The 22,566-nt window shown below is 66.7% G+C and carries 22 protein-coding genes and 1 pseudogene; 7 read left to right on the top strand and 16 right to left on the bottom strand.

The annotated features are described in order from the left end of the window. Positions 1-195: 195 nt before the first annotated feature. The 4 genes from RMP09_RS15060 to RMP09_RS15045 all read left to right on the top strand — a co-directional run bounded on the left by RMP09_RS15060 (position 196) and on the right by RMP09_RS15045 (position 3,747). A complete protein-coding gene (locus RMP09_RS15060) occupies positions 196-1,890 on the top strand; it encodes an FAD-dependent oxidoreductase (RefSeq protein ID WP_310566799.1) in 1,695 nt (564 codons plus the stop codon). 99 nt (positions 1,891-1,989) lie between these two features. Next, on the top strand, positions 1,990-2,214 hold the full coding sequence (locus tag RMP09_RS15055) for a DUF2783 domain-containing protein (protein WP_310566798.1): 225 nt from the start codon (positions 1,990-1,992) through the stop codon (positions 2,212-2,214). Between the two features lie 29 nt (positions 2,215-2,243). Beyond that, positions 2,244-2,780 carry a VOC family protein gene (locus tag RMP09_RS15050; RefSeq protein ID WP_310566797.1) on the top strand — a complete coding sequence of 179 codons (537 nt, stop codon included), beginning with the start codon at positions 2,244-2,246 and terminating at the stop codon, positions 2,778-2,780. Between the two features lie 304 nt (positions 2,781-3,084). Then, positions 3,085-3,747, top strand: coding sequence for a hypothetical protein (locus RMP09_RS15045; protein ID WP_310566796.1), 663 nt, complete (start codon positions 3,085-3,087; stop codon positions 3,745-3,747). A 204-nt stretch (positions 3,748-3,951) separates the two neighbouring features. Here the strand turns inward: RMP09_RS15045 and RMP09_RS15040 are convergent, their stop codons facing one another. The 8 genes from RMP09_RS15040 to RMP09_RS15005 form a co-directional block, all read right to left on the bottom strand. Beyond that, complete coding sequence (locus tag RMP09_RS15040; RefSeq protein ID WP_310566795.1) at positions 3,952-6,234, bottom strand: ATP-binding protein; 2,283 nt, start codon at positions 6,232-6,234, stop codon at positions 3,952-3,954. Beyond that, on the bottom strand, positions 6,234-6,737 hold the full coding sequence (locus RMP09_RS15035; protein WP_310566794.1) for a hypothetical protein: 504 nt from the start codon (positions 6,735-6,737) through the stop codon (positions 6,234-6,236). Before RMP09_RS15035 ends, RMP09_RS15040 begins: the two co-directional genes overlap by 1 nt. A 52-nt stretch (positions 6,738-6,789) precedes the next feature. Beyond that, a complete protein-coding gene (locus RMP09_RS15030; protein WP_310566793.1) occupies positions 6,790-7,890 on the bottom strand; it encodes a chemotaxis response regulator protein-glutamate methylesterase in 1,101 nt (366 codons plus the stop codon). 138 nt (positions 7,891-8,028) lie between these two features. After that, complete coding sequence (gene cheD / locus RMP09_RS15025) at positions 8,029-8,736, bottom strand: chemoreceptor glutamine deamidase CheD (RefSeq protein ID WP_310566792.1); 708 nt, start codon at positions 8,734-8,736, stop codon at positions 8,029-8,031. Continuing rightward, complete coding sequence (locus RMP09_RS15020) at positions 8,723-9,604, bottom strand: CheR family methyltransferase (RefSeq protein WP_310566791.1); 882 nt, start codon at positions 9,602-9,604, stop codon at positions 8,723-8,725. Before RMP09_RS15020 ends, cheD begins: the two co-directional genes overlap by 14 nt. A gap of 57 nt (positions 9,605-9,661) precedes the next feature. Then, a complete protein-coding gene (locus RMP09_RS15015; RefSeq protein WP_310566790.1) occupies positions 9,662-11,797 on the bottom strand; it encodes a chemotaxis protein CheW in 2,136 nt (711 codons plus the stop codon). A gap of 34 nt (positions 11,798-11,831) precedes the next feature. Continuing rightward, complete coding sequence (locus tag RMP09_RS15010) at positions 11,832-12,194, bottom strand: response regulator (RefSeq protein WP_310566789.1); 363 nt, start codon at positions 12,192-12,194, stop codon at positions 11,832-11,834. A gap of 67 nt (positions 12,195-12,261) precedes the next feature. Further along, a complete protein-coding gene (locus RMP09_RS15005; RefSeq protein ID WP_310566788.1) occupies positions 12,262-12,732 on the bottom strand; it encodes a hypothetical protein in 471 nt (156 codons plus the stop codon). A gap of 150 nt (positions 12,733-12,882) precedes the next feature. On the opposite strand from RMP09_RS15005, the gene RMP09_RS15000 reads away from it, so the two are divergent. Together RMP09_RS15000 and RMP09_RS14995 are read left to right on the top strand one after the other, a co-directional pair. Next, on the top strand, positions 12,883-14,028 hold the full coding sequence (locus RMP09_RS15000) for a sensor histidine kinase (RefSeq protein ID WP_310566787.1): 1,146 nt from the start codon (positions 12,883-12,885) through the stop codon (positions 14,026-14,028). Beyond that, positions 14,006-14,635, top strand: coding sequence for a response regulator transcription factor (locus RMP09_RS14995; protein ID WP_310566786.1), 630 nt, complete (start codon positions 14,006-14,008; stop codon positions 14,633-14,635). The genes RMP09_RS15000 and RMP09_RS14995 overlap by 23 nt, the downstream gene beginning before the upstream one ends. A 67-nt stretch (positions 14,636-14,702) precedes the next feature. On the opposite strand, the gene RMP09_RS14990 is transcribed toward RMP09_RS14995, so the two are convergent. The 3 genes from RMP09_RS14990 to RMP09_RS14980 are packed head-to-tail and all read right to left on the bottom strand — an operon-like array spanning position 14,703 to position 19,086. After that, positions 14,703-16,265, bottom strand: coding sequence for a methyl-accepting chemotaxis protein (locus tag RMP09_RS14990; protein WP_310566785.1), 1,563 nt, complete (start codon positions 16,263-16,265; stop codon positions 14,703-14,705). Between the two features lie 45 nt (positions 16,266-16,310). Continuing rightward, positions 16,311-17,909: a methyl-accepting chemotaxis protein gene (locus tag RMP09_RS14985; RefSeq protein WP_310566784.1), complete on the bottom strand. Its 1,599-nt coding sequence runs from the start codon at positions 17,907-17,909 to the stop codon at positions 16,311-16,313. A 31-nt stretch (positions 17,910-17,940) separates the two neighbouring features. Further along, complete coding sequence (locus RMP09_RS14980; protein ID WP_310566783.1) at positions 17,941-19,086, bottom strand: response regulator; 1,146 nt, start codon at positions 19,084-19,086, stop codon at positions 17,941-17,943. Positions 19,087-19,346: 260 nt separating this feature from the next. Between RMP09_RS14980 and RMP09_RS14975 the strand changes: the two genes are divergently transcribed. Further along, complete coding sequence (locus RMP09_RS14975; protein WP_310566782.1) at positions 19,347-19,847, top strand: hypothetical protein; 501 nt, start codon at positions 19,347-19,349, stop codon at positions 19,845-19,847. 26 nt (positions 19,848-19,873) lie between these two features. Here RMP09_RS14975 and fliR read toward each other — a convergent pair whose 3' ends face one another. From fliR to RMP09_RS14950, 5 genes and pseudogenes are all read right to left on the bottom strand, one after another. Next, on the bottom strand, positions 19,874-20,638 hold the full coding sequence (gene fliR, locus RMP09_RS14970) for a flagellar biosynthetic protein FliR (protein ID WP_310566781.1): 765 nt from the start codon (positions 20,636-20,638) through the stop codon (positions 19,874-19,876). A 146-nt stretch (positions 20,639-20,784) separates the two neighbouring features. After that, positions 20,785-21,054, bottom strand: a complete 270-nt coding sequence (gene fliQ, locus RMP09_RS14965; protein WP_310566780.1) for a flagellar biosynthesis protein FliQ — start codon at positions 21,052-21,054, stop codon at positions 20,785-20,787. A 110-nt stretch (positions 21,055-21,164) separates the two neighbouring features. Beyond that, positions 21,165-21,983: a flagellar type III secretion system pore protein FliP gene (gene fliP / locus RMP09_RS14960; RefSeq protein WP_310566779.1), complete on the bottom strand. Its 819-nt coding sequence runs from the start codon at positions 21,981-21,983 to the stop codon at positions 21,165-21,167. Beyond that, complete coding sequence (locus RMP09_RS14955) at positions 21,970-22,344, bottom strand: flagellar biosynthetic protein FliO (protein WP_310566778.1); 375 nt, start codon at positions 22,342-22,344, stop codon at positions 21,970-21,972. Before RMP09_RS14955 ends, fliP begins: the two co-directional genes overlap by 14 nt. Positions 22,345-22,491: 147 nt before the next feature. After that, positions 22,492-22,566 (bottom strand): annotated as a pseudogene (locus tag RMP09_RS14950) (flagellar motor switch protein FliN); the annotation flags it as partial.

Below are 22,566 nucleotides of genomic sequence, written 5' to 3'. Positions count from 1 at the left end.
CGCAGGCGGGGGCCGCCGTTGCGCTTTCTGAGGGGCGGAGCGGGCAGGGGGCGGGCGCACGTCCCGACACCCGGAAGCCGCCCCGGCGCCTGGCCGGGGGATGGATTACGATTACGTTTAGGTGAATCTGTTTACGTATGCGAAATCTTGCGCTACAGTACACGCACAACAGGCCACCCGCGGAGACAGCGTTCCATGTCCACTTACACCTACCCCAAGTTCACCTACCGGGCGCCCACCGACCTGATGGCGGGTGCACCGCAGCGCCGGCCGCTGGTGGTCATCGGGGCCGGCCCGGTGGGGCTGGCCGCCGCCATCGACGCGCGCCTTCAGGGGCTGGAGGTGCTGCTGTTCGACGAAGAGGACAGCGTCTCCTTCGGCTCGCGCGCCGTCTGTTACGCCAAGCGCGCGCTGGAAATCCTGGACCGCCTGGGCGTGGGCGACACCATCGTCGACCAGGGCGTGAGCTGGAACGTGGGCCGCACCTTCCTGCGCGAGGAAGAGGTCTACCGCTTCAACCTCGTGCCCGACGCCGGCCACAAGCGCCCGGGCATGATCAACCTGCAGCAGTACCACCTGGAAGAAGCCCTGGTGCGCCGTGCCGAGGCGCTGGGCGTGGACCTGCGCTGGAACCACAAGGTGGTGGGCGTGGCGCCGCTCACAGACGGCGCCCGCTTGAGCATCGAGACGCCCGATGGCGCCTTCGACATCGATGCCGACTGGCTGATCGTGGCCGACGGCGCGCGCTCCAACGTGCGGCGCCAGCTCGGGCTGGACATCGAGGGCCACGTGTTCAAGGACCGCTTCCTGATCGCCGACGTGGTCATGAAGGCCGACTTCCCGGCCGAACGCTGGTTCTGGTTCGACCCGCCGTTCCACCCCAACCAGAGCGTGCTGCTGCACAAGCAGAGCGACAACGTCTGGCGCATCGACTTCCAGCTCGGCTGGGACTCCGACCCGGAAGAAGAGAAGAAGCCCGAGAAGATCATCCCGCGCGTCAAGGCCATGCTGGGCGACACCCGCGAGTTCACGCTCGAATGGGCCAGCATCTACACCTTCCAGTGCCGGCGCATGACGCACTTCCGCCACGGCCGCCTGCTGTTCGTGGGCGACGCGGCGCACCAGGTTTCGCCGTTCGGCGCGCGCGGCGCCAACTCGGGCTTCCAGGACACCGACGACTTGGTGTGGAAGCTGGCGCTGGTGATCAAGGGCCTGGCGCCCCAGGCCCTGCTCGACACCTACGACGCCGACCGCACCTATGCGGCCGACGAGAACATCCGCAACTCCACCCGCTCGACCGACTTCATCACGCCCAAGAGCGCGGTCAGCAAGCTGTTCCGCAACGCGGCGCTGGAGCTGGCGCGCACCCAGCCCTTCGCCCGCAAGCTGGTCAACTCCGGGCGCCTGTCGGTGCCGGCCATCCTGGTGCGCTCGGCCCTGAACACGCCCGACGTGGACGCGTTTGAAGGCAACATGGTCCCCGGCGCGCCGCTGGACGACGCGCCGGTGCGCGTGGCCGGGCAGGATGGTTGGCTGCTCGACCAGCTGGGCAACCGCTTCGTGCTGCTGGCCTTTGCCGACCGCGCGGAACAGATCGACCCGCTGCTGCGCGCACAGGCCCAGGCACTGGCCGGGGCCGCCATCCCGGTGCAGGTGCTGCTGGTCACCGCGCACGGTGGTGACGTGCCCGGCCTGAGCGTGCTGCACGACCGCGACGGCCAGGTGGCCCAGCGCCTGGGCGCGTGTCCCGGCAGCTGTTACCTGGTGCGCCCCGACCAGCACGTGGCCGCGCGCTGGCACCGTTTCGATGAGGCCGCCGTGCGCGCCGCGATGGCCCGCGCGACCGCGCAGACCGCCGCCGAACCTGCCGCCCTGGCCGTGGCCGCCTGACCCCCTCCGAGGAGACAACATGATGACCCCCACGTTCGCTACGCTCTCTGTCCCCCGAGGGGGCTCTCCGGCCTTGAGGCGGCTCTGCGGAGGTCGGTCATGACCCTGCAACTCCAGCCCAACCTCGCCGAGCCCGGCCAGCGCTACTTCCGCGACTTCACGCCCGGCGACGATTTCTACGAAGCGCTGATCGAGACCCACCGCGACCTCAGCGACGAACAGAGCCAGCTGCTCAACGCCAAGCTGATCCTGCTGCTGGCCAACCAGGTCGGCGACATCTCGGTGCTCAAACAGGCCCTCGCCATTGCGCGCGAAGGCGTCTGACCAACCCCACTTTCCTGAAGGAGACTTCCATGAACATCCGCAAGATCCACCACGTGGCCTACCGCTGCAAGGACGCCAAACAAACCGTCGAGTGGTACGGGAAACACCTGGGCATGGGCTTCGTGCTCGCCATCGCCGAAGACGCCGTGCCGTCCACCAAGGCGCCGGACCCGTACATGCACATCTTCCTGGACGCCGGCGCGGGCAACGTGCTGGCCTTCTTCGAACTGCCCAACTCGCCCGAGATGGGCAAGGACCCGAACACCCCCGACTGGGTGCAGCACATCGCGCTGGAGGTGGACAGCGTGGCCGAGCTGAAGGCGACCAAGGCCCGGCTGGAGGCCGCCGGCATCCCGGTGGTGGGGCTGACCGACCACACCCTGTTCAAGTCCATCTACTTCTTCGACCCCAACGGCCACCGCCTGGAACTGGCCGCCAACACCGCCACGCCCGAGATGCTGAAAAAGCTCGACGAGGTGAAGTGGGACATGATCAACGAATGGGCCCAGACGCGCCGCGCACCCAAGCACGCCGCCTGGATGCACGAAAAAGCCTTCGCGGAGTAAGAGACCACCCCCGCCGCGCTGCGCGCGACCCCCTCCAGGGGGCGGCAGCTGCGGTCTGGCAGAGCCAGTTCCGCGATGTCTGCTGGTGGGGCACGTGTGTCGGAGCCCCCCGCCAGTGTTTTGGCCACGAGCGCCCGGCGGGGCGGCCGCTTGTGGCGGTCGTTGGCGCCCTATCGCATTTCTGGCGCCGCCATTCATCGGAACAGGGTGGGAAAAGAGGCTCAAGTTCGGCGATGACCCGCCGAAAAGCTGGGGGAACACCAGAAATATCTATCGCTGGTGTCCCTTTCTTCAGGGGTTTGCCATGTTGAGCATCACATCCAGTCAACCGGCGGTCTGGTCGCCGCCGCCTGGCCCTGCGGTCGCTGCGGTGTCGGCTGCAGGGGCGGTACAGCCGGTGCAGGCCACTTCGCGCGACGCCCAGACCGGCATGGGGCCATCGGGTCGCGACACGTCCAGCACCGCCCGGACCGGGCGCCCGGGGACTCCCCAGCGTGAGCGCGACACCGAACGCAGCGAAAAGGGCGCTTCGGCGGACGCCGCTCCCTTGTTGCCACGCGAGTCGCCCGATGCGCCGGACCAGCCCGAATCGCCCGACAAGGCTCAGGCCAGGGCCGACGCCGAGCGCGAGCTGCAGGTCCGCCAGGCCGAGGACAAAGCGTTCCAGCAGAAGCTGCAGGACGTGATTTCCAACGTGTGGAAGGCCAGTGCCGCGGTGGTGGACGTTGCCCTCAGCAGCAAGAACGCCAGCTCGGACGAGGTCGCGGCGGTCAGCGCCACCACGGACGCGGTCCCTGGGGCGTTGACCGGCCCGGTGCCGGGCGCTCCGGTACAGGAAGCCGCCAACGACGCGGTGGCCGAACTCGCCGAACTGCGCGCCAGCCAGGAAGTGGTGGCCTACGACGCCGCCGGGCACAGCAGCCTGGCGCCACTGGAAGCGGGCACGCTGATCAGTCGCCGGGTCTGAGACGGCGTGAACGCGTCCCGGCTTTGCGCTCGGGTCCGCAGAAGTCCTGCACACCTTCCAGGCGCCCATCCGCCGCCCAACGGGGCTCACCACACCATGAAAAACGCCGGGCATGCCCGGCGTTTTTCATGGATGGACGAGTGGGGCGGGGGGCGCCCGCCGTAGCGCGCGTGGGTCAAGCCCCGGTCCGGCGATGCGCGGACCTCACGGCGTGGTGTGGGGCTCCAGCTGGGCCAGGGCTTTCTGGGTCAGTTCCAGGTCGCGCTGAAGCTGGAGACCCAGGCTGATGTGTATCGGCTGTTGCGGGTCCTGCGACAACGATTCGAGCTCGGCCGAGCTGCGCACGATGGCGCGAAAGCCCATCAGCATGGATGTGCCCTTGAGCTTGTGGGCGTTGTAATGCACCGCTTCACGGTCGCCTTTGCGCAGGGCTTCCAGCAGCACATGGGCCGTGCCCTCGGGTGGTTCGAAGACGGTTTTGAGCAGTTCGCCCAGCGAGTCCTCGGGCATCATGGACATGATCTCCGCGTAGGACTCGGTGTCGATCACGGCCGACGGCGCTTCCTGCGGCTGGGGCAGGCGCACCGGCATTTCGTACGACGACATCGGGAACGGACTCGACAGCTGGTGCACGCTGACACCGGGCATGGGGTGGTCCGGGTCTTCCAGCAGACCACAGCGACCCAGGGCGCGCTGCAGATCGATGGCCTGCAGCGGCTTGCTGGTGAATTCGTTGACGCCCACTTCCTGCGCGCGTTTGCGTGTGTCGTTGACCACGTCGGCCGTGACCAGGATGATCTTGATCTGTGCGGCGGGGCCGTCGAGCTGGCGGATCGCTTCGGTGGTGGCCAGGCCGTCCAGCAGCGGCATGTGGTAGTCCAGCAGCACCACGTCGAAGGTCTGCTGCCGCAGCAGTTCCAGCGCCTCCACACCGTTTTCGCAGAAGGTGGCGTCGTGCCCCATCTTCTCCAGCAGGATGGCCATGTACTTGAGGTTGATCGGGTGGTCTTCTGCGACCAGCACCCGCAGGCGGCGGCTGTGCCCGACCTCGGTGATGACGCTGTCCCCGCTGGTATCGGGCGCCTCGGTCTCGCTGAGCTGCAGCGTCACGGTGAACACCGTGCCCACGCCGGACTCGCTGCTGACCTGGATGTCGCCGCCCATCATGCGCGCGAGGTTGCGCGAAATCTCCAGCCCCAGTCCGGTGCCGCCGACGCGCCGGCGCAACGAGTTGTCGGCCTGGTAGAAGCGTGTGAACAGGCGGGCCACGGTCTCGGCGTCCATGCCGACGCCGGTGTCGCGCACCGTGATGGTCAGCCCCGACGGCGCGCCCGTGGCGCGGGCCACTTCCACCATCACGCTGCCCGCGGGTGTGAACTTGATGGCGTTGTTGATCAGGTTGAACAGGATCTGGCGCACCCGGGTGGCGTCGGCCATCACCCATTCGGGCAGGTCGGCTGCGGGGTAGATGTCCAGCGTCAGACCCTTGTCGCGCGCGGTCACCTGCATCAGACCGCCCACCTCCTGCACCACGGTGCGCAGGTGGATCGGCGCTTCCGACAGCTTGAGCGTGCCCGACTCCATGGTCGAGACGTCCAGGATGTCGTTGAGCACGCCCAGCAGGTGCTGGGCGGAGTCCGACGCGGTCTGCAGGTAGTCGCGCTGCACGCTGGTCAGCTGCGCCTCGCTCAGCAGGTTGAGCATGCCCAGCAGGCCCTGGAACGGGGTGCGGATCTCGTGGCTCATGTTCGCCAGGAACACGCTCTTGCCGTGGTTGGCGGCCTCGGCCTGGTCCCGGGCTTCGGTCAGTTCCTGGCTGAGTTTTTCCAGGCGCTGGTACTGGCGCTGCTGCCTGCGGATGTGGCGCACCAGCAGGCCCACGAACAGCAGCATCACCACGGACTGGGCAGCGGCCAGGCCGATGACCAGGTGGCTCTGCTCCTGGATCTGGCTGTTGCGTTCGTCCACGAACTGGGCCACGGCCCGGTTGGCGTCGCGTGTGAGTTCGGCCAGCAGCGGGGTCAGCTGTTCGATCTGGCTGTCCAGGGCCTCCAGCGACTGCGGCTGTTTCAACAGCGCCTCGGGTTGTGCGAACAGCGGGTCGGCGGTCTGGACGAACAGATCCAGCTGTTTCTGCGCGGTGTCGAAGTTGGGCGATTTCTGCAACAGGTCGCGCCGCGGGATCTTGGTCAGCAGGTCGATGCGGCTGAGAAAGATCTCGTAGCGTTCGAGCAGGGCCCACGGATCAATGGCCTCCGGGGTGATCCGGGCCTTGTGCAGCGCCTGGTCCAGGCGCGAAAGCTCACGTTCGAGCTGGTAGGCCTGCCACATGATGGCGTCGACCTGGTTGCTCGACATGTCGTCGAGCACCCGGACCTGGCGCCACTGTATCCAGCCCAACGGTGTGAGCGTCAGGGCCAGCAGCAACGTGATGGCCACCGCCCATTGCGGGCGACTCCACTTGGCCAGGTTCGGGGCAGAAAACATCACTGAATGTCCAGGGCCTTGAGTTGCCAGATCGAGCGTTCGTAGTAGACAGAGCTGCGCAGATCGGCGCTGCTGTCGAAGTTATAGATCACAAACAGCGGGCCCTTCTCGCGCACCGGCATGGGTTTGTCGTCCAGCAGGCGGGCCACGATGAGCTTGTGCTGGGTGTCGCTCACGGGAATGCTGACTTTGTAATCGTTGATCGCGATGGCGCTGATGGTACTGCCGCTGGCCTTGACGGCGGCCAGCACGTCGGCCAGCAGGGGGCCGGTGAACTTGACCGGCTTGTCGAACCACGGTGTGCGGGTGGTGAAGCTGTGCTGCGGCAGCGCTTCGAGCATCTTCATGTCGAAGCGGGCCACGTCACCGGCGTTCTTCTCGCCGATCTTGCCGGACACGGTGAGGATGGGGCGCTCTTTGGGCGCGTCCAGTGCGAGGGCCGGTTGGGCGGCCACGGTCAATGCGCCCAGCAGGGCGCCCAGCAGCAGGCGGCGGGAGGTCATGTTGATCAACTCCATGGTGAGGTGTGAAAAAAAACGAACAACGAACAAACGGTCAGATGCGGTGGCGCACCAGCGCCGGATTGGCGGCCAGGCGGCCGAGCAGGGCGCTGGTGATCTGCTTGAGTGGCAACACCTCGTGTGCGGCTCCAGACTGTATCGCCATGCGGGGCATGCCGAACACCACGCAGCTGGCTTCGTCCTGCACATAGTTGTAGCTGCCGGCGTCCTTCATCTCGCGCATGGCCAGCGCCCCGTCGGCGCCCATGCCGGTGAGCATGATGCCGATGGCGTTGGGCCCCAGCACGCGCGCGGCGGACTTGAACAGCACCTCGACCGAGGGCTTGTGGCGGTTGACGGGTTCGGTGTCTTCCACCACGGCCACGTAGTTCGAGCCACTGCGGTCGATGCGGAACTGCTTGCCGCCCGGTGCGATGTAGGCGTGCCCCGGCAGGATGCGTTCGCCGTGGCGCGCCTCGGCCACGCTGATGCGGCACAGGCTGTTCAGCCGTGCGGCAAAACTGGTGGTGAAGCCCGGCGGCATGTGCTGGGTGATGACGATGGCCGGTGCATCGGCCGGCATGGGCACCAGCACCTCGCGGATGGCTTCGGTGCCGCCGGTGGAGGCGCCGATGCAGATGATCTTTTCGGTGGTGGCCAGACGCGGCAGGGGCGCGCGCGGCGGCTCGGCGGCGGCGCTGCCACCCGAGGCGGCGGGGGCCGGCACCGCAGCCACGGCGGGCAGGCGCTTGACGTGCGCACCCGCGGCGATGCGGATCTTGTCCACGATGTCGTGCGCCAGCTCGTTCAGGCCGCTGGTGATGCCGATGCGCGGCTTGGCCACGTAGTCCACCGCGCCCATTTCCAGCGCGCGCAGCGTGATGTCGGCCCCCTGCTCGGTCAGGGTGGAGACCATCACCACCGGCATGGGGCGCAAGCGCATCAGGCGCGAGAGGAACTCCAGCCCGTCCATGCGGGGCATCTCCACGTCCAGCGTGATGACGTCGGGGCTGGTCTCGCGGATCATCTCGCGCGCCACCAGCGGGTCGGCGGCGGCGCCCACGCACTGCATGTCGCTCTGGCGGTTGATGATTTCGGTCAGCAGGCTGCGCACCAGCGCCGAATCGTCCACCACCACCACTCTGATTTTTTTCATTTCAATCCTCCTGTTGGCCTTGCGTGCCTTATCCAGAAACACCGCGCAACCGGCTGGGCCGGGGCGCTGGTGTTGCCCCCTTGAGGGGGGATGCGGCTGCGCGCAGCGCGCAAGCGACGGGGGTGTGGCTCATGTTCGTCAGAACAGGTCGACCGATCCGCCCGCGGTGGCCTTGGCGACCACGGCGGCACTGCCCCGGCGTTCCTGGGTTTCCAGCGTTTCGGGGTGCGAATGCGCCAGGCGCTTGCACATGGCCTTGCCCGTGGCCGGAAAGTAGCAGACTTTTCGGGGGTAAATGTCCAGCACGTCCTTGGAGATCACCGCGATGCGCTCGGTTTGCAGGTAATCCAGCACGAATTGGGTGTTTCTTTCGCCCACGTTCATGGTGGTGAAGGTGTGCATCACCTGCCCACCGCCAAACACCTTGGCCTGCATATACTCGCGCCGGGCGCCGAGCTTCATCATCTCGTTGATCAGCAGTTCCATGGCGTACGAACCGTAACGGCCCGAGGTGTCGCCCCCACCGTCGGGCAGCATGAAGTGGTTCATGCCCCCCACGCGGACCTTGGGGTCCCAGATGCAGGCGGCGATGCACGAACCCAGCACCGTCATGATCACCATGTCGTCGGGGGTCACGTAGTACTCGCCGGGCAGCACCTTCACCGCGTCGTGCTTGAAGTGGTGGTCGTGGTAGTAGAAGGACGCCTCGCCCGGCTTGGGCGCGCGGGCCTTGAGCGATTCCAGGTGCGAGGTCACGCGCGTGATGCCGGCCGGCCCGAAAGCCGGAGGTGGCGGGCGCCGCAGCGCGTTGGCCGAGCTGCCCTGGCTGGCGTCAAACGCGTTCATAAACCGTCTTTCCGCGCAGCGCGAACAGGCTGCGCGCGTCGCTGAAGTTTTCGGCATGGCCGACGAACAACATGCCGCCGGGTTTCATCACGCGGTGGATGCGTTCGAGCACCTGGCGCTGCGTCGGGCCGTCGAAATAGATCATCACGTTGCGGCAGAACACCACGTCAAACGGCTCGCGCAGTGGCAGGTCCTGGATCAGGTTGACCGTCATGAACTCCATGTGCTTCTGCAGCTCGGGCTTGACGCGCATGAAGCCGGCGTTGGCCCCCTTGCCGCGCATGAAAAAGCGCTGCAGCCGCTCGGGGCTCAGGCCCTTGACGCCCTCGGACTTGTAGATGCCGCGCGCCGCGGTGGCCAGCACCTTGGTGTCGATGTCGCTGTTGACGATGTGGAAGTTGCCGTTGGGGCCCAGGGCCTCGGTGGCGGTCATGGCGATGGAGTAGGGCTCTTCGCCGGTGGACGCGGCCGAACACCAGATGCGCCAGTTGTGGCCGCGCTTGGCGGCCATCAACTCGTGCAGCACTTCAAAGTGGTGCTGCTCGCGGAAGAACGCGGTCAGGTTGGTGGTCAGGGCGTTGATGAAATCCTGCCACTCGGCGCCGTCGTGCTGTTCCAGCCAGTCCAGGTAGGTCTTGAAACTGTTGTGGCCGGTCTCGCGCAGCCGGCGCGAAACGCGGCTGTACACCATGGCGTGTTTGCCGTCGTGCAGGCTGATGCCGGCCTTCTTGTAGATCAGCGCCTTGATGCGGGTGAAGTCCGCGTCGGACCAGAGGAACTCGCGGCCCTGGGTCAGGGGGCCGTCATCGGCGGCGGACAGGGTCGGGACGGGCTTGGCGGTGTGGCGCGGGGCGGTGGACTGCAGCATGCTGGGGTCCTTGCGGGTTGGGGGTTCGCGGCCACTGCAGCAGCGGCCGCGATGGGTTCAGTGGCGCGAGCGGCGCACCAGCACCGAGGTGTCCAGGATCAGGGCGACCTTGCCGTCGCCCAGGATGGTGGCCCCCGATACGTTGGGCACCTTGCGGTAGTTGGACTCCAGGTTCTTGATCACCACCTGTTGCTGGCCCAGCAGCTCGTCGACCATCAGGGCGACGCGGGAGCCTTCGGCCTCCACCACCACCATGATCGGGCTGCTGCTGTTGAATTCGAAGCGAGGCACCTGGAACACGCGCTCGAGTTCGATCACGGGCATGTACTCGTCGCGCACCTTCACCAGCTGGGCGCCCTGCGCCACGGTGTTGATGTCGCTCGGGTTGATCTGGAACGACTCGATCACGCTGGCCAGCGGCAGGATGTAGACCTCGTCGCTGACGCGCACGCTCATACCGTCCATGATGGCCAGGGTCAGCGGCAGGCGCACCTTGACGCTCATGCCGTAGCCCTCGGCCGAATCGATCTCGACCGTGCCGCCCAGCGAGGCGATGTTCTTCTTGACCACGTCCATGCCGACGCCGCGGCCCGACACGTCGGTCACCTCTTCGGCGGTGGAGAAGCCGGGCGCGAAGATCAGCGACCAGACCTCGCCGTCGGTCATCGAATCGGGGGCGTCGATGCCCTTCTCGCGCGCCTTCTTGAGCAGCTTCTCGCGCGAGAGGCCCTTGCCGTCGTCGCGCACCTCGATGAGGATGCTGCCGCCCTGGTGCGAGGCCGACAGCGTGATGTTGCCGTTCTCGGTCTTGCCCTTGGCGCGGCGCTCGTCGGGCATTTCAATGCCGTGGTCGCAGCTGTTGCGGATCAGGTGCGTCAGTGGGTCCGTGATCTTCTCGATCAGGCCCTTGTCCAGTTCGGTGGCTTCGCCGTGCGTGATCAGTTCCACCTTCTTGCCCAGCTTGCCGGCCAGGTCGCGCAGCATGCGCGGGAAGCGGTTGAACACCACCGACATCGGGATCATGCGGATCGACATCACCGCTTCCTGCAGGTCGCGGGTGTTGCGGTCCAGGTCGGCCAGGCCGGCCAGCAGCTGCTGGTTGGCGGCGCTGTCGAGCGCGCTGCTCTTTTGCGCAAGCATGGCCTGGGTGATGACGAGTTCACCGACCAGGTTGATGAGCTGGTCGACCTTGCTGACCGACACGCGCAGCGTGCTCGATTCCAGCGAGGCCTGGGCGCCGCCCGCGGCCGCCTTGGGGGCGGCGGCCGGTTTGGGGGCGGCCGGTGCCACGGCCGGGGCGGCGGGGGCCGCGACGGCGATGGCGGGTGCCGCCTGTTCGGCGGCCTGCGCCACCGTGGTGTCCGCAGTGGATGGCAGGCCGGGGGCGTCGTCGAAGAAGCCGAAGTCCGTGCCCTCGGTGGCCAGGGACTTGGGCACCGGGGTGTTGTCGACGATGCGGATGTGTTCCTTGCTCACGTGGAAAGTGAACAGGTCCAGCAGGTCGCCGTCGCTGGACGTGGTGAGCACCTTGTAGACCCGCTTGTGGTCCTGGTCGCAGGGCAGGGCTTCGATGCTGCCCAGGCCGCTGATGTCGCGGAACAGTTCGGCAATGCTGTCGGCCTGCGACAGGTTGTCCAGCGGACCGATGTGGATTTCCAGCTGGCGCGAGCCGGTGGGGGCCGGCGCAGCGCTGGCCGCCGGGGCGGCCGCAGGTGCGGCGGGTGCCGGGGCCGCGGCCACGGGGGCAGGTGCTGCGGCAGGTGCGACGGCGTCTTCGCCGTGGGCCAGGGCGCTGATGCGGTCCACCAGCGCGTGGGTGGCGGGCGGTGCCACGTCCTTGCCCGAATGGCGGGCCAGCAGCAGCTTGAGCGCGTCCGACGATTCCAGCAGCACGTCCACCATGGGCGGCGTGGGCGTCAGTTCGTGGCGGCGCAGCTTGTCCAGCAGCGACTCCATCTGGTGCGTCAACTCGGCCACGTCGGCAAAACCGAAGGTGGCGGCGCCGCCCTTGATGGAGTGCGCGCAGCGGAAGATCGCGTTGAGCTCTTCGTCGTCGGCCTGTTCCAGGTCCAGTGCGAGCAGCATCTGTTCCATCTGGTCGAGGTTCTCACCCGCCTCTTCAAAGAAGATTTGGTAGAACTGGGTGAGGTCGAAATTGCCGCTGCCAGCGCTTTCTTGGGTCATTTCTGACATGGATCTCTCCTTGCGGAACGGATGGGCCGCAAGCTCAGCGGATGACTTTCTGGATCACTTCGATCAGACGACCCGGATCGAACGGCTTGACCAGCCAGCCCGTGGCGCCCGCGGCGCGGCCGGCCATCTTCATCTGGTCGCTGGACTCGGTGGTCAGGATCAGGATGGGCGTGGTCTTGAACTTGGCGGTCTCGCGCAGCTTCTTGGTCAGGCCCAGGCCGTCCAGGCGGGGCATGTTCTGGTCGGTCAGCACCAGGTCGATGTGGTGGGTCTGGGCCTTTTCAAAGGCGTCCTGACCATCCACCGCTTCCACAACGTGGAAACCGGCGCCCGTCAGGGTGAAGGCGACCATCTTCCGCATGGAGGCCGAGTCGTCTACGGCAAGAATCGATTGCATGGAGTACTCCGTGGTTCGAACAGTTATCGGCACAAATATCGGGTGCTTGAATCGGGGCGGGGCGGTGTCAGAACAGGTCGATGGAACCGGCGTCCATCTCGTTCTGTGTCACCGGGCTGGGCCGGTCGGGCGTGGGGTCGATGTCCAGCGGGACCTCGTCCTCTTCCGGTTCCATGGCCTCGTCGGCCAGCTTCCAGGCGCAGCCCTGCAGCACCTTGCCGGTGTGCACGATCAGCTGGGTCGCCATGTCGTGGAACTGCAGTTCGGTCACGGCCTGGTGCAGGGCATGGCGCACGCGCAGCAGGTCTTCGTTGTCGCTGCCGGCCAGGTGGGCCAGTGCGTGGTTGGCGGTGGAAAAGCGCTCCAGCAGGTTGCCGGTGGCGTGGTCCAGCAGGCCTTCGAGCCGCTTGAGGTCGGTCATCGCCATGAGCAGGGCGTCCTGCACATCGGCCACAAGATTCACCGGCAGCGAGACCGACGGCTGGTGCGACGCCACCAGGGCGTGGTCCAGGTGGGAGGTGGTGTTGGGGCTGTGCATGGGGTTTCTCAGGGCCTTGGTGAGGCGTTCGGGCAGTACAATTTTCGAGACTTGTAAGAACCCGTATCGGCAGATAACGGACCAAATTCAGCGGCATTTCGCTTCCTTGGCCACCGTCTGGCGGACATTTCCACCTTGCATCCGATCGGCATGTCTGACACCACCCCCCGTACGCCGGTCCGCATCCTCCACCTCGAAGACTCCCGGGTCGATCACGCCCTGGTCAAGTTCGCCCTGCAGCGCAGCCAGATGCCCTGCGAGCTGACCCTGGTGGATACCCTGGAAGACTTCCAGCGCGAACTCGAAGCCCGCACGCACGACGTCGTGCTGGCCGACTACCACCTGCCCGGTTTCAACGGGCTCGATGCGTGGGAGCTGGTGCGCCACAGCGGCATCGTCATCCCGTTTGTCATCCTCTCGGGAGCCATCGGCGAAGCGGCGGCGGTCGAAGCCATGCACCGCGGGGTGGACGACTACCTGCTCAAAGACAACATGCAGCGCCTGGCGCACGTCATCGAACGTGCCCTGGAAGTGGCCGAAACCCGCCGCGCCAAGGCCCAGGCCGACGCCGAACTGGCCGAGTCGCGTCAGCGCCTGGCCGAACTGGCCGAGCACCTGCAAACCAGCATCGAGCAGGAACGTGCCGACATCGCACGCGAAATCCACGACGACATCGGCGGTTCGCTCGCCGCCGTCAAGCTCGACCTGTCGTGGATCGCCCGCCGTTCGACGCTGGACACCGAGATGCGCCAGCACGTGGACACCGCGCTGGACATGCTGCAGCACGCCCTGGGCGCCAGCCAGCGCATCATGATGAACCTGCGCCCGCCCATCCTCGACCAGGGCCTGGTGGCGGCGGTGCAATGGATGGGCGCCAGCTTCGAAAAACGCACCGGCGTGCGCGTGACCGTGCGCCGCTCGGGCGACGCCATCGAGGTGCCGCACGAGGTGCAGCTGGTGGCCTACCGCACCGCGCAGGAGGCGCTCACCAACGTGCTCAAACACGCCCACGCCACCACGGTCGAGATCGATTTGAGCGACCGCGAAGGCGTGCTCACGCTGGAGGTGAGCGACAACGGCCACGGCATGGGCCCCGAAGCGCTGCGCAAGGCCAAGTCCTTCGGGCTGCTGGGCCTCAAGGAACGTGCGGCCAAGGTCGGCGGCTGGATGGACGTGAGCTCGTCGCCCCGGGGCACCTCGGTGATCCTGTCCGTGCCGCTGAATGCGGCTGCTGGCGAAGGCTTGGCAGACAACAACAGGGAGGGAAACGGCGATGATCAAAGTGATTTTGTGTGACGACCATGCGGTCGTGCGGCGCGGCATCCGCGACACCATTGCGGAGGCGGTGGACATCCAGGTGGTGGGCGAGGCCGGCAGCTACCCCGAACTGCGCGAACAGCTGCGCAAGACCCCGTGCGACGTGCTGGTGCTGGACCTGAACATGCCCGGCCGCGGCGGCCTGGAAGTGCTGGCCGCCCTGCGCGAAGAAGGCTCGCCGGTCAAGACGCTGGTGGTCTCGATGTACCCGGAAGACCAGTACGCCATCCGCTGCCTGCGCGCCGGTGCGCGCGGCTACCTCAACAAGGCCGGTGAGCCGGCCGAGATGATCGCCGCCGTGCGCACCGTGCACCAGGGCCGCAAATACGTCACGGCCGATGTTGCCCAGATGCTGGTGGACAACCTGGCCACCCCCGAAAGCGAAGAACTGCACGCCAGCCTGTCCGAACGCGAACTGCAGACCCTGCAGCTCATCGCCTCGGGCAAGAAACTCTCGGACATTGCCGAAAACCTCATGCTCAGCCCCAAGACCGTGAGCGTGTACCGGGCGCGGGTGCTGCAGAAGCTGCACCTGGCGAACAACGCCGAGCTGACGGTGTACGCGATCCGAAACAGCCTGGTGTGAGCGGGGCGCCCTCACCCGCGGGTGGGTGGGGGTCTCGCTGAGGGCGGCTGTGCCGCCCGCACGCCGTTCATCGGGTGCGGAAGATCTGCACGCTCCCCTGCATCGATTCGGCCTGTGAGCGCAGGGCGCTGGCCGACGAGGCGAGCTGCTCCACCATGGTCGAGTTCTGCTGCGTGGCCGACTCCAGGTCGCTCATGGCCGCGTTGATCTGAGCCAGCCCGCCAGACTGCTCCTTCGTGGCGGTGGTGATGTCGCTGATCAGGCCGTTGACCTGCTCGACCGCCTGAACGACCTGCGCCATGGTGTGCCCGGCCTTGTGGACACGCTCCGTTCCCCCGGCGATTTGGGCGGCCGACTCGCCAATGAGCTGCTTGATTTCTTTCGCCGCGCTGGAGGTGTGCTGGGCCAGGCTGCGCACTTCGGCCGCCACGACCGCAAAGCCCCGGCCCTGTGCGCCGGCCCGGGCGGCTTCCACGGCGGCGTTGAGCGCCAGGATGTTGGTCTGGAACGAGATGCCCTCGATGACCTGGATGATTTCGCTGATCCGGTGGGAGGATCGGTGGATGTCGTCCATGGCGCTGACGATCGTGGTCATCGCGGTGTTGCCTTGCGCCGCCACCTGGGCGGCCCGGGTGGAGAGTTGCTGGGCCTCGGCCGCCGACTGGCTGCTTTGTTCCACCGTGGCCGTGATTTCCTCCATCGATGCGGCGGTCTCTTCGATGCTGCTGGCCTGTGCCACCGTGCGATGGGACAGGTCCTGGTTGCCGCTGGAGATTTCGCCCGCCGCCACCCGCAGGCTTTCCACCTCGTGCCGCACGTCGCCGACCACCGCCTGGAGGTTGACGTTGAGCTGGTTCAGGGCGTTGGCGAGCGCGCCAAATTCGCCGGAGCCCTGGCCGTCCAGGCGGGCCGAGAGGTCGCCGGCGGCCATCTGGTTGGCAAAGGCGATGGTGGATTGCAGTGGCCGGGTCAGCAGGCCCCACATGAGGCGCGCGGTGACCAGCGCCAGCACGGTGGTGACGCCCCAGGCCGCGGTGCGCCACGCATCGGGCAGCGCCTGTGCGTTGGCGCCGATCGCATGGATCAGCCAGGCCAGCAGCACGGTGATGGTGCCCAGCTGCTTGCCCATGGTGGGGCGCAACCAGCGCCCCAGGCGGCCTGCCCAGCCCGGCTTCACCAGGCGCCCCTGGCGCAACACGTTCGTCAGTTTGCCGGCTTGCGCCTCGGCGCGCATCTGGGCGTACAGCGCTTCGGCCGCTTCCACCTGCTGGCGGCTGGGTTTGGTGCGGACCGACAGGTATCCGGTGGCCTGGCCCTTGTCCATGATGGGCGTGGCGTTGGCCAGCACCCAGTAGTGGTCGCCGTTCTTGCGCCGGTTCTTCACCACCGCCGACCAGGGCGCGCCGCTCTGCAGCGTGTCCCACATGTCCCGGAACGCTTCGGCCGGCATGTCCGGGTGCCGGATCATGTTGTGCGGCTGCCCGATCAGCTCTTCGCGGGCAAAACCGCTCACCGCCATGAAAGCGGAATTGCAGTAGGTGATGTGGCTGCTGAGGTCGGTGGTGGAAACCAGGGTGGCGCCGTCGGGCAGGAGGAACTCGTGTTGGGTGACCGGCTGGTTCAGACGCATGGCGTGGCGGTGGGTGTGGTGCTGAGCTTCGGGGAGGGGGCGTTCTTACAGGGCAACGAGCGCGCGCGTGGTTGCCATGTTGGAGCGGGGGCGTGATGCGGACGGCGGCAGGTGGAAGCGGCTGACGCTGTCCAGCAGCACGCGGGCCTGCTCCGACAGGCTGCTGGAGGCCGAAGCGGTTTCCTCGACCAGCGCAGCGTTCTGCTGGGTCGCCAGGTCGAGCTGGCCGATCGCCGTCCCGACCTGGACGATCCCGGCGCTTTGCTCCCGGGACGCAGTCTCGATCTGCACCATGTCATCGCGCAGCCGGGTCACCGAGCCGACCACGGTCCCGATCTTGGCTTGCGCGTCGCGCACCTGTTCGTTGCTCTCGCGCACGGTCACCTGGCTGTGCTCGATCAGATCCCGGATCTCGTGCGCCGCATCCCGGCTGCGGCCCGCCAGGTTGCGCACCTCAGCGGCGACCACGGCGAATCCCCGCCCTGACTCGCCTGCTCTTGCCGCTTCCACTGCAGCGTTCAGGGCCAGGATGTTGGTCTGGAACGCAATGGCGTCAATGATCTTGAGGATGTCGGCGATCTGGCGCGAGGACTGGTCCACGCGGGCCATGGCGCTGACCAGTTCGTCCACCGCCGAGCCGCCCGACTGGGCCTCTCGGGCTGCCGCGTTCGCGGTCTCACGGGCCCCTTCGGCCCGTTGCAGGTTCAGCCGCACGGTTTGCGTCAACTGGTCCATGGCGGCCGCCGTCTCCTCCAGCGAGGATGCCTGAGACTCGGTTCGCTGGCTGAGGTCCAGGTTGCCGACGCTGATCTGGCCGCTGGCCGCGACCACGCCCTCGGCGCCCTGGCGGACCTGAAGAATCAGGCCCTGCAGCTGCGCCCGCATGTCATCCAGTGCGGCTTGCAAGCGGCCGATCACGTCGGTGCGACCTGCGTTCGCCGCCGGGTGGCCGTCGAGGTGCCCGGTCGCGATCTCATGGGCGATGGTGGTGCACGCCAGGACCGACCGGTAGATGCTCTGCAGAATGACGCGCGAACACAGGGCCAGTATGGCCAGGGCGCCCAGCACGATCCCCAGTGCCCACCCCATGGACTGGCGTTGTTCCGCGTCCATGCGTTCGGTCGCATTTTCGGCAAACCGGTTGCCCTCGACCACGGTCTTGTCCACGCCGGCCCGGTGCAGCAGGTACTGCTGGTGGACTTGCGGCAAAGCTTGCGCAGCACGCTCCGGCTGCCCTTGTGCGATCGGATCGATGATCTGTTCGCGGGCCTTCTGGATGAAGGCCAAGCCCTGCGTGTGCTGCTCGCCCAGCAGTTGCGCCTCCAGTCCGTAGGGCGGATGTTCCGTCCAGTGCGCCACGCGCGCCTGGTACGCCTGGCTGAGCGCTTCAAAAGCCGGCGCGACCTCGGCCGCCGGCAGCGTGCCCTCCACCGCCTGTGACAGCAGCAGGCGCATTTCGATGAGGTACATCGGCGGCGGCAGGATGTCGGCGACCACGTCCTTCGCCACGAAGACCTCGTTGGCGCGGTCGCGCATCTTGAGTGCCGACCATTGGGCCGATCCGCCGACCGCCGCGGCCGCCAGAATGCCGATCAAGCCGAGGCTGATCACCGAGCGGGACAGCGAGTTCAGGACAAAACGCATAGGGGATCTTTGGTGCCTTTGGGACGTCGGTTCAGCGTTCGAGCATGGACTGCGTCTTGGGCAGGCGCAGCTTGACCGCGTTGGGGTAGCCGTCGGTACCGATCCATTTCATGGAGCCGTTGTTCTGGCCCAGCAAGGCTCCGGCGATGGACAGGCCAAAACCGATGCCCTGTTGCTCCTGGGTGTCGCGCGAGAACTGCATGAACTCGCCCAGCAGGCTGGAGAAGCTGGCCGGCATTTCAGAGCCCTCGTTCTCGATTTGCAGCCAGTAAGACTGGCCGTCGTCGGTGCCGAGCACGCGGACTTTGCTGCCCGGGCGCTGGAACTTCAGCGCGTTGGCCAGCAGCTCGTAGATGATCCGGATCAGGTCCTTCTGGTTCATCATGAGCACGGCCGGCTCCAGGTGGATCTCCATGCTGGCCAGGTAGTCGCCGGAGTCCTGCGGTTCGCCCGTGATGGCGCCGCCGATGATGTTGTGCCCCAGCGGGTCCTTGAGCACCGTCTCCACCCAGGTCTGCTCGATGGAGATGAAGTCCATCTTGGGGACGCGCGAGCGGGAGCGGATTTCGATCAGTTCCAGGTAGCGGCCGATGGTGCGCATCAGCCGTTTTCCGCCCCGGTGGATCATCTCCACCACCTCCTGGCGCCGCTCCGGGGTCATGCGTTCGCCGCGGTGCAGCAGCAGCTCGGAGCCGCTGACGATGGACGTCAGCGGCGTGTGCAGCTCGTGCGGCAGGCTGCTGAGCACCGACTGGCGCAAGCTGTCCAGGCTGGCCTTGGTTTGCTGTGCCTGGCGCTGGCGTTTCTGCAGCTGACCCAGCAGGGCTTCCACCAGTTCCTTGGAGGTGAAGGGCTTGGTCAGGTAGTCATCGGCGCCGTTGCCCATGGCGCGGCGCATCGCGTCGCGGTTGGACAAGGACGTGATCATGATCACCGGAATGGTGGACAGGTCCGGGTTCTGGCGCAGGCGGGCGATGAACTCGAAGCCGTCCATGACCGGCATGTTGATGTCACACAGGATGGCGTCGGGCTGTGTGCTGGACGCCAGTGCCAGGCCCTGCGCGCCGTCCTTGGCCTCAACGACTTCGAAGGTGAGATCGTCACGGTTGACGAAAAAAGACCGGATGTAGAGGCGTTGGGCCGTCGAGTCTTCGATCAGGAGGATGCGTACGTTCACAAGATGCACCTGGTTAGTGCGCTGCTCCCGTGTTGAGGACGGATGTTCTTCTTAGAGGCGGCGTGTGGGGGGTCTATCGACCGGCCGGGGCGGAACTTTAAAACATAAAAAATGGCATTTGTCAGTTCAAATCAATAAACACAACATAAAAAGCTTAAAAGCAACATATTCGCAAGATGTGATAATTGCCGGCCTTTCGCATGCGCTGCACGGGCCGAGGCCTGCTGCACGGCGGCCCACTTTTCCCTTTTGCAGATCCCGTGTTGATGCCCACCTACTTCGACGTTCGCTTCAAATACCCGTGGACGCCTCAAGGCTATGGGCCCGACGATCAGGTGGCCTTTGACCAGCTGACCGACTACCGGCACTTCTTCATCGGGATCAATCCGGACCGCACCTTCAACTACCTGCGCATCCACGACGATGAGCGCAGGACCCGCATGGAAACCGAACTTGCCAACATCAGCTATGCGGGGCTGGAAGCGCTGATCCTCTGGCGCCTGTCCACGCCCGTGGCCGTGCTCAACAGCATGGCGCTGGCCTTCTCGGGCGATCGCGACAGGCGCTCGGGCGCCAGGGATGGCGTCCGGGTGTTTCGGCAGGAAGTGGAGGACCAGCGCTTCCTGGTGGACCTGTCCAAGGTGCCGCTGGTTTTGTTCTCTGGCTGCAAACTGTGCCTGATGCTCGTGGCGCAGTTCAACGACCGGCGCATGCTGGACGAGCCGGTCCGGCGCGAACTGATGCTGTGTGGCACCCCTTAAGACCCGCCGGCCAGAGCGGGCCGGCCTCAGCCGGTGAACAGGTCGGTGGCGATCTTCAGCAGGGCGACCACCGGGGTTTCCAGCATGGGCAGGGTGGCGGCGATGCCGACCAGGCCGGCCGACAGGGTGATCGGGAAGCCGATGGCAAAGGCGTTCATCTGCGGCGCGATGCGTGAGACGAACCCCAGCACGATGTTGATGAACAGCAGCATGCCGATCATGGGCAGGGCGATCCACAGGCCGTAGCGGAACACCACGGCGCCCAGTTCGTGGATGCGCATCTGCGCGATGGCGTCGAACGCGCCGCCGCCGACCGGGAAGGTCTCGAAGCTGGCGATGACGGCCTGCAGCAGCATGAGGTGGCCGTTGATGACCACGAACAGCAGCATGGTGGTGTTGCCGAAGAAGCGGCCGACGGCGCTGGTCTGGGTGTTGGTGCTGGGGTCGAAGAAGCCAGCGAAGTTCAGGCCCATCTGCAGGCCGACGACCTCACCGGCCAGCTCCACCGACGCGAAGACGATGCGCACCGCCAGGCCGATGGCCGCGCCCACCACCACCTGCTGCAGCACCATGCCAAAGGCGCGCGCATCGGTCAGGGCGATGACCTCCTGTTCGGGCAGGCCGGCCTGGGCGCAGACCGCGATGAGAAACGCCAGCGCCACCTTGCTGCGCACCGGCACCGAGCGCGCGGAAAAGATCGGCGCGCTGCCGAACACCGCCAGGATGCGCAGGAACGGCCAGAACACCGGCGAGACCCAGGCCATGAGCTGCGCTTCACTGAAGGTGATCATGGTTGAGAACTACAGAAGATCAAGCGAAGGGGAGTCTGTCCAGGGCGCCGCGGAACCGGCTTTGCCGGGCCGCCAGCGCCGCCCCCTTGAGGGGGACGCGCGCAGCGCGGCAGGGGTGAACCATTCCTGCGGCGCGGGGGGCGCATCTAGATGGCTTGGTTGGGGATCGCCAGCAGCGTGCTGCGGATGAACTCCACCAGCGTGGTCAGCATCCACGGCCCGGCGATGGTGAACACCGCGATGGCCGCCACCAGCTTGGGCACGAAGGACAGGGTGGCTTCGTGGATCTGCGTGATGGCCTGGAACACACTGACCACCAGACCCACGACCAGCACGGTGATCAGCACCGGCGCCGAGATCATGAGCAGCATGTAGAGGGCGTTCTGCCCCATGGTGAGGGCGGCTTGCGGGTCCATGTGTCAGAAGTCCTTGTCGGAGAGAAAACGGGCCGCCGCCGGGCCGCTCCCAAGGCGGCCCAGCCCCCACGGGGGGCAGCGACCCGCGCAGCGGTGGAGCGTGGGGGTTGTCATGTTGCGAAGCTGGCTGCGAGAGAGCCCAGCAACAGGTTCCAGCCATCGGCCAGCACGAACAGCATCAGCTTGAACGGCAGGGCCACCAGCACCGGCGACAGCATCATCATGCCCAGCGACATGAGCACGCTGGCGACGACCATGTCGATCACCAGGAAGGGGATGAAGATCATGAAGCCGATCTGGAACGCGGTCTTGAGCTCGCTGGTGACGAAGGCCGGCACGATGACGCGGAACGGCGCGTCCTGTGCCTTGACCTCGGCCGGCAGCCGGGCCAGTTTGGCGAACAGTTCAAAGTCGCTCTGGCGCGTCTGCTTGAGCATGAACTCGCGCATGGGCAGCTGGCCTTTGTCCAGCGCCTGCTCGAAGCTGATCTGGTTGGCGGTGTAGGGGGCGTAGGCGTCGTTGTAGACCTTGTCCAGTGTCGGGCCCATGACGAACAGGGTGAGGAACAGCGAGAGGCCGACCACCACCTGGTTGGGCGGGGCGGACTGCGTGCCCAGCGCCTGGCGCAGCAGCGAGAGCACGATGACGATGCGGGTGAAGCCCGTCATGAGCAGCAGCACCGCGGGCAGGAAGCTCAGCGCGGTGAAGAACAGCAGGGTCTGGATGGGCACCGAATAGCTGTTGCCGCCCGCGCCCTGGCCGATGACCAGGGGCAGTGAGCCGGGCGGCGGCGTCACGGCGGTGGGCGTGAGCGCTGCGGGCGCCGCCGGTGTGACCACCTGGGCCAGGGCGGTGCCGGCCAGCAGCGCCAGGCCGGCGAACAGCGCCAGGCGCACGGCCGGACGGGAAAGAAGCTCAGAGCGGCGCATGGGGGCCTTGGCCCTTGTGGGCGGTGAGTTGTTGCGCCAGCCGCGCGCCGAAGCCGCTGGCCCCGGCGGTGGGGGCGGGTGTGCCGGCATCGGCCAGAGGGGTGGGCATGGGCATGCGGTGCAGCGCCTGGATGCTGCCGGGCGTGACGCCCAGCACCAGGCACTGCGCGTAAGGGCCTTCGCCCACCTGCACCGACAGCAGCCGCTGCTGCGGGCCGACGACGACGGCGTTGAGCACCTTGAGCGTCGGGCCGGCGGGGGTGGCCGCGCCGGGCAGGTGCTTCTTCCAGCGCTGCAGCGCCCAGGCCAGCAGCACCATCAGGACCAGCAGACCCACAGCAGGGAGCGCGTTTTGCAGCATGGATCAAGAAAAAGTAAAGAGAACCGATAGAAGTGACGTGCCCGGAGAAAAGTGCCTTCATCCAGGGACACCGAGGAACCGGCTCTGCCGGGCCTCTGGTGTCGCCCCCCTTCTCAAGGGGGGAGGCGCCGAAGGCGACGCGGGGGGTTAACTCCTGCTCACCCGACGCATGCGCTCGGACGGCGTGACGATGTCGGTCAGGCGGATGCCGAACTTGTCGTT

Source organism: Hydrogenophaga sp. (assembly GCF_031426985.1).
Taxonomy (GTDB): Bacteria; Pseudomonadota; Gammaproteobacteria; order Burkholderiales; family Burkholderiaceae_C; genus Hydrogenophaga.
This window is presented reverse-complemented; position numbering and strand designations above follow the sequence as displayed.

Excerpts from the sequence above, each read along its gene's own strand:
- RMP09_RS15060 (WP_310566799.1), top strand. The coding sequence starts at position 196 with ATGTCCACTTACACCTACCCCAAGTTCACCTACCGGGCGCCCACCGAC.
- RMP09_RS15055 (WP_310566798.1), top strand. The coding sequence starts at position 1,990 with ATGACCCTGCAACTCCAGCCCAACCTCGCCGAGCCCGGCCAGCGCTAC.
- RMP09_RS15050 (WP_310566797.1), top strand. The coding sequence starts at position 2,244 with ATGAACATCCGCAAGATCCACCACGTGGCCTACCGCTGCAAGGACGCC.
- RMP09_RS15045 (WP_310566796.1), top strand. The coding sequence starts at position 3,085 with ATGTTGAGCATCACATCCAGTCAACCGGCGGTCTGGTCGCCGCCGCCT.
- RMP09_RS15040 (WP_310566795.1), bottom strand. The coding sequence starts at position 6,234 with ATGTTTTCTGCCCCGAACCTGGCCAAGTGGAGTCGCCCGCAATGGGCG.
- RMP09_RS15035 (WP_310566794.1), bottom strand. The coding sequence starts at position 6,737 with ATGACCTCCCGCCGCCTGCTGCTGGGCGCCCTGCTGGGCGCATTGACC.
- RMP09_RS15030 (WP_310566793.1), bottom strand. The coding sequence starts at position 7,890 with ATGAAAAAAATCAGAGTGGTGGTGGTGGACGATTCGGCGCTGGTGCGC.
- cheD (WP_310566792.1), bottom strand. The coding sequence starts at position 8,736 with ATGAACGCGTTTGACGCCAGCCAGGGCAGCTCGGCCAACGCGCTGCGG.
- RMP09_RS15020 (WP_310566791.1), bottom strand. The coding sequence starts at position 9,604 with ATGCTGCAGTCCACCGCCCCGCGCCACACCGCCAAGCCCGTCCCGACC.
- RMP09_RS15015 (WP_310566790.1), bottom strand. The coding sequence starts at position 11,797 with ATGTCAGAAATGACCCAAGAAAGCGCTGGCAGCGGCAATTTCGACCTC.
- RMP09_RS15010 (WP_310566789.1), bottom strand. The coding sequence starts at position 12,194 with ATGCAATCGATTCTTGCCGTAGACGACTCGGCCTCCATGCGGAAGATG.
- RMP09_RS15005 (WP_310566788.1), bottom strand. The coding sequence starts at position 12,732 with ATGCACAGCCCCAACACCACCTCCCACCTGGACCACGCCCTGGTGGCG.
- RMP09_RS15000 (WP_310566787.1), top strand. The coding sequence starts at position 12,883 with ATGTCTGACACCACCCCCCGTACGCCGGTCCGCATCCTCCACCTCGAA.
- RMP09_RS14995 (WP_310566786.1), top strand. The coding sequence starts at position 14,006 with ATGATCAAAGTGATTTTGTGTGACGACCATGCGGTCGTGCGGCGCGGC.
- RMP09_RS14990 (WP_310566785.1), bottom strand. The coding sequence starts at position 16,265 with ATGCGTCTGAACCAGCCGGTCACCCAACACGAGTTCCTCCTGCCCGAC.
- RMP09_RS14985 (WP_310566784.1), bottom strand. The coding sequence starts at position 17,909 with ATGCGTTTTGTCCTGAACTCGCTGTCCCGCTCGGTGATCAGCCTCGGC.
- fliR (WP_310566781.1), bottom strand. The coding sequence starts at position 20,638 with ATGATCACCTTCAGTGAAGCGCAGCTCATGGCCTGGGTCTCGCCGGTG.
- fliQ (WP_310566780.1), bottom strand. The coding sequence starts at position 21,054 with ATGGACCCGCAAGCCGCCCTCACCATGGGGCAGAACGCCCTCTACATG.
- fliP (WP_310566779.1), bottom strand. The coding sequence starts at position 21,983 with ATGCGCCGCTCTGAGCTTCTTTCCCGTCCGGCCGTGCGCCTGGCGCTG.
- RMP09_RS14955 (WP_310566778.1), bottom strand. The coding sequence starts at position 22,344 with ATGCTGCAAAACGCGCTCCCTGCTGTGGGTCTGCTGGTCCTGATGGTG.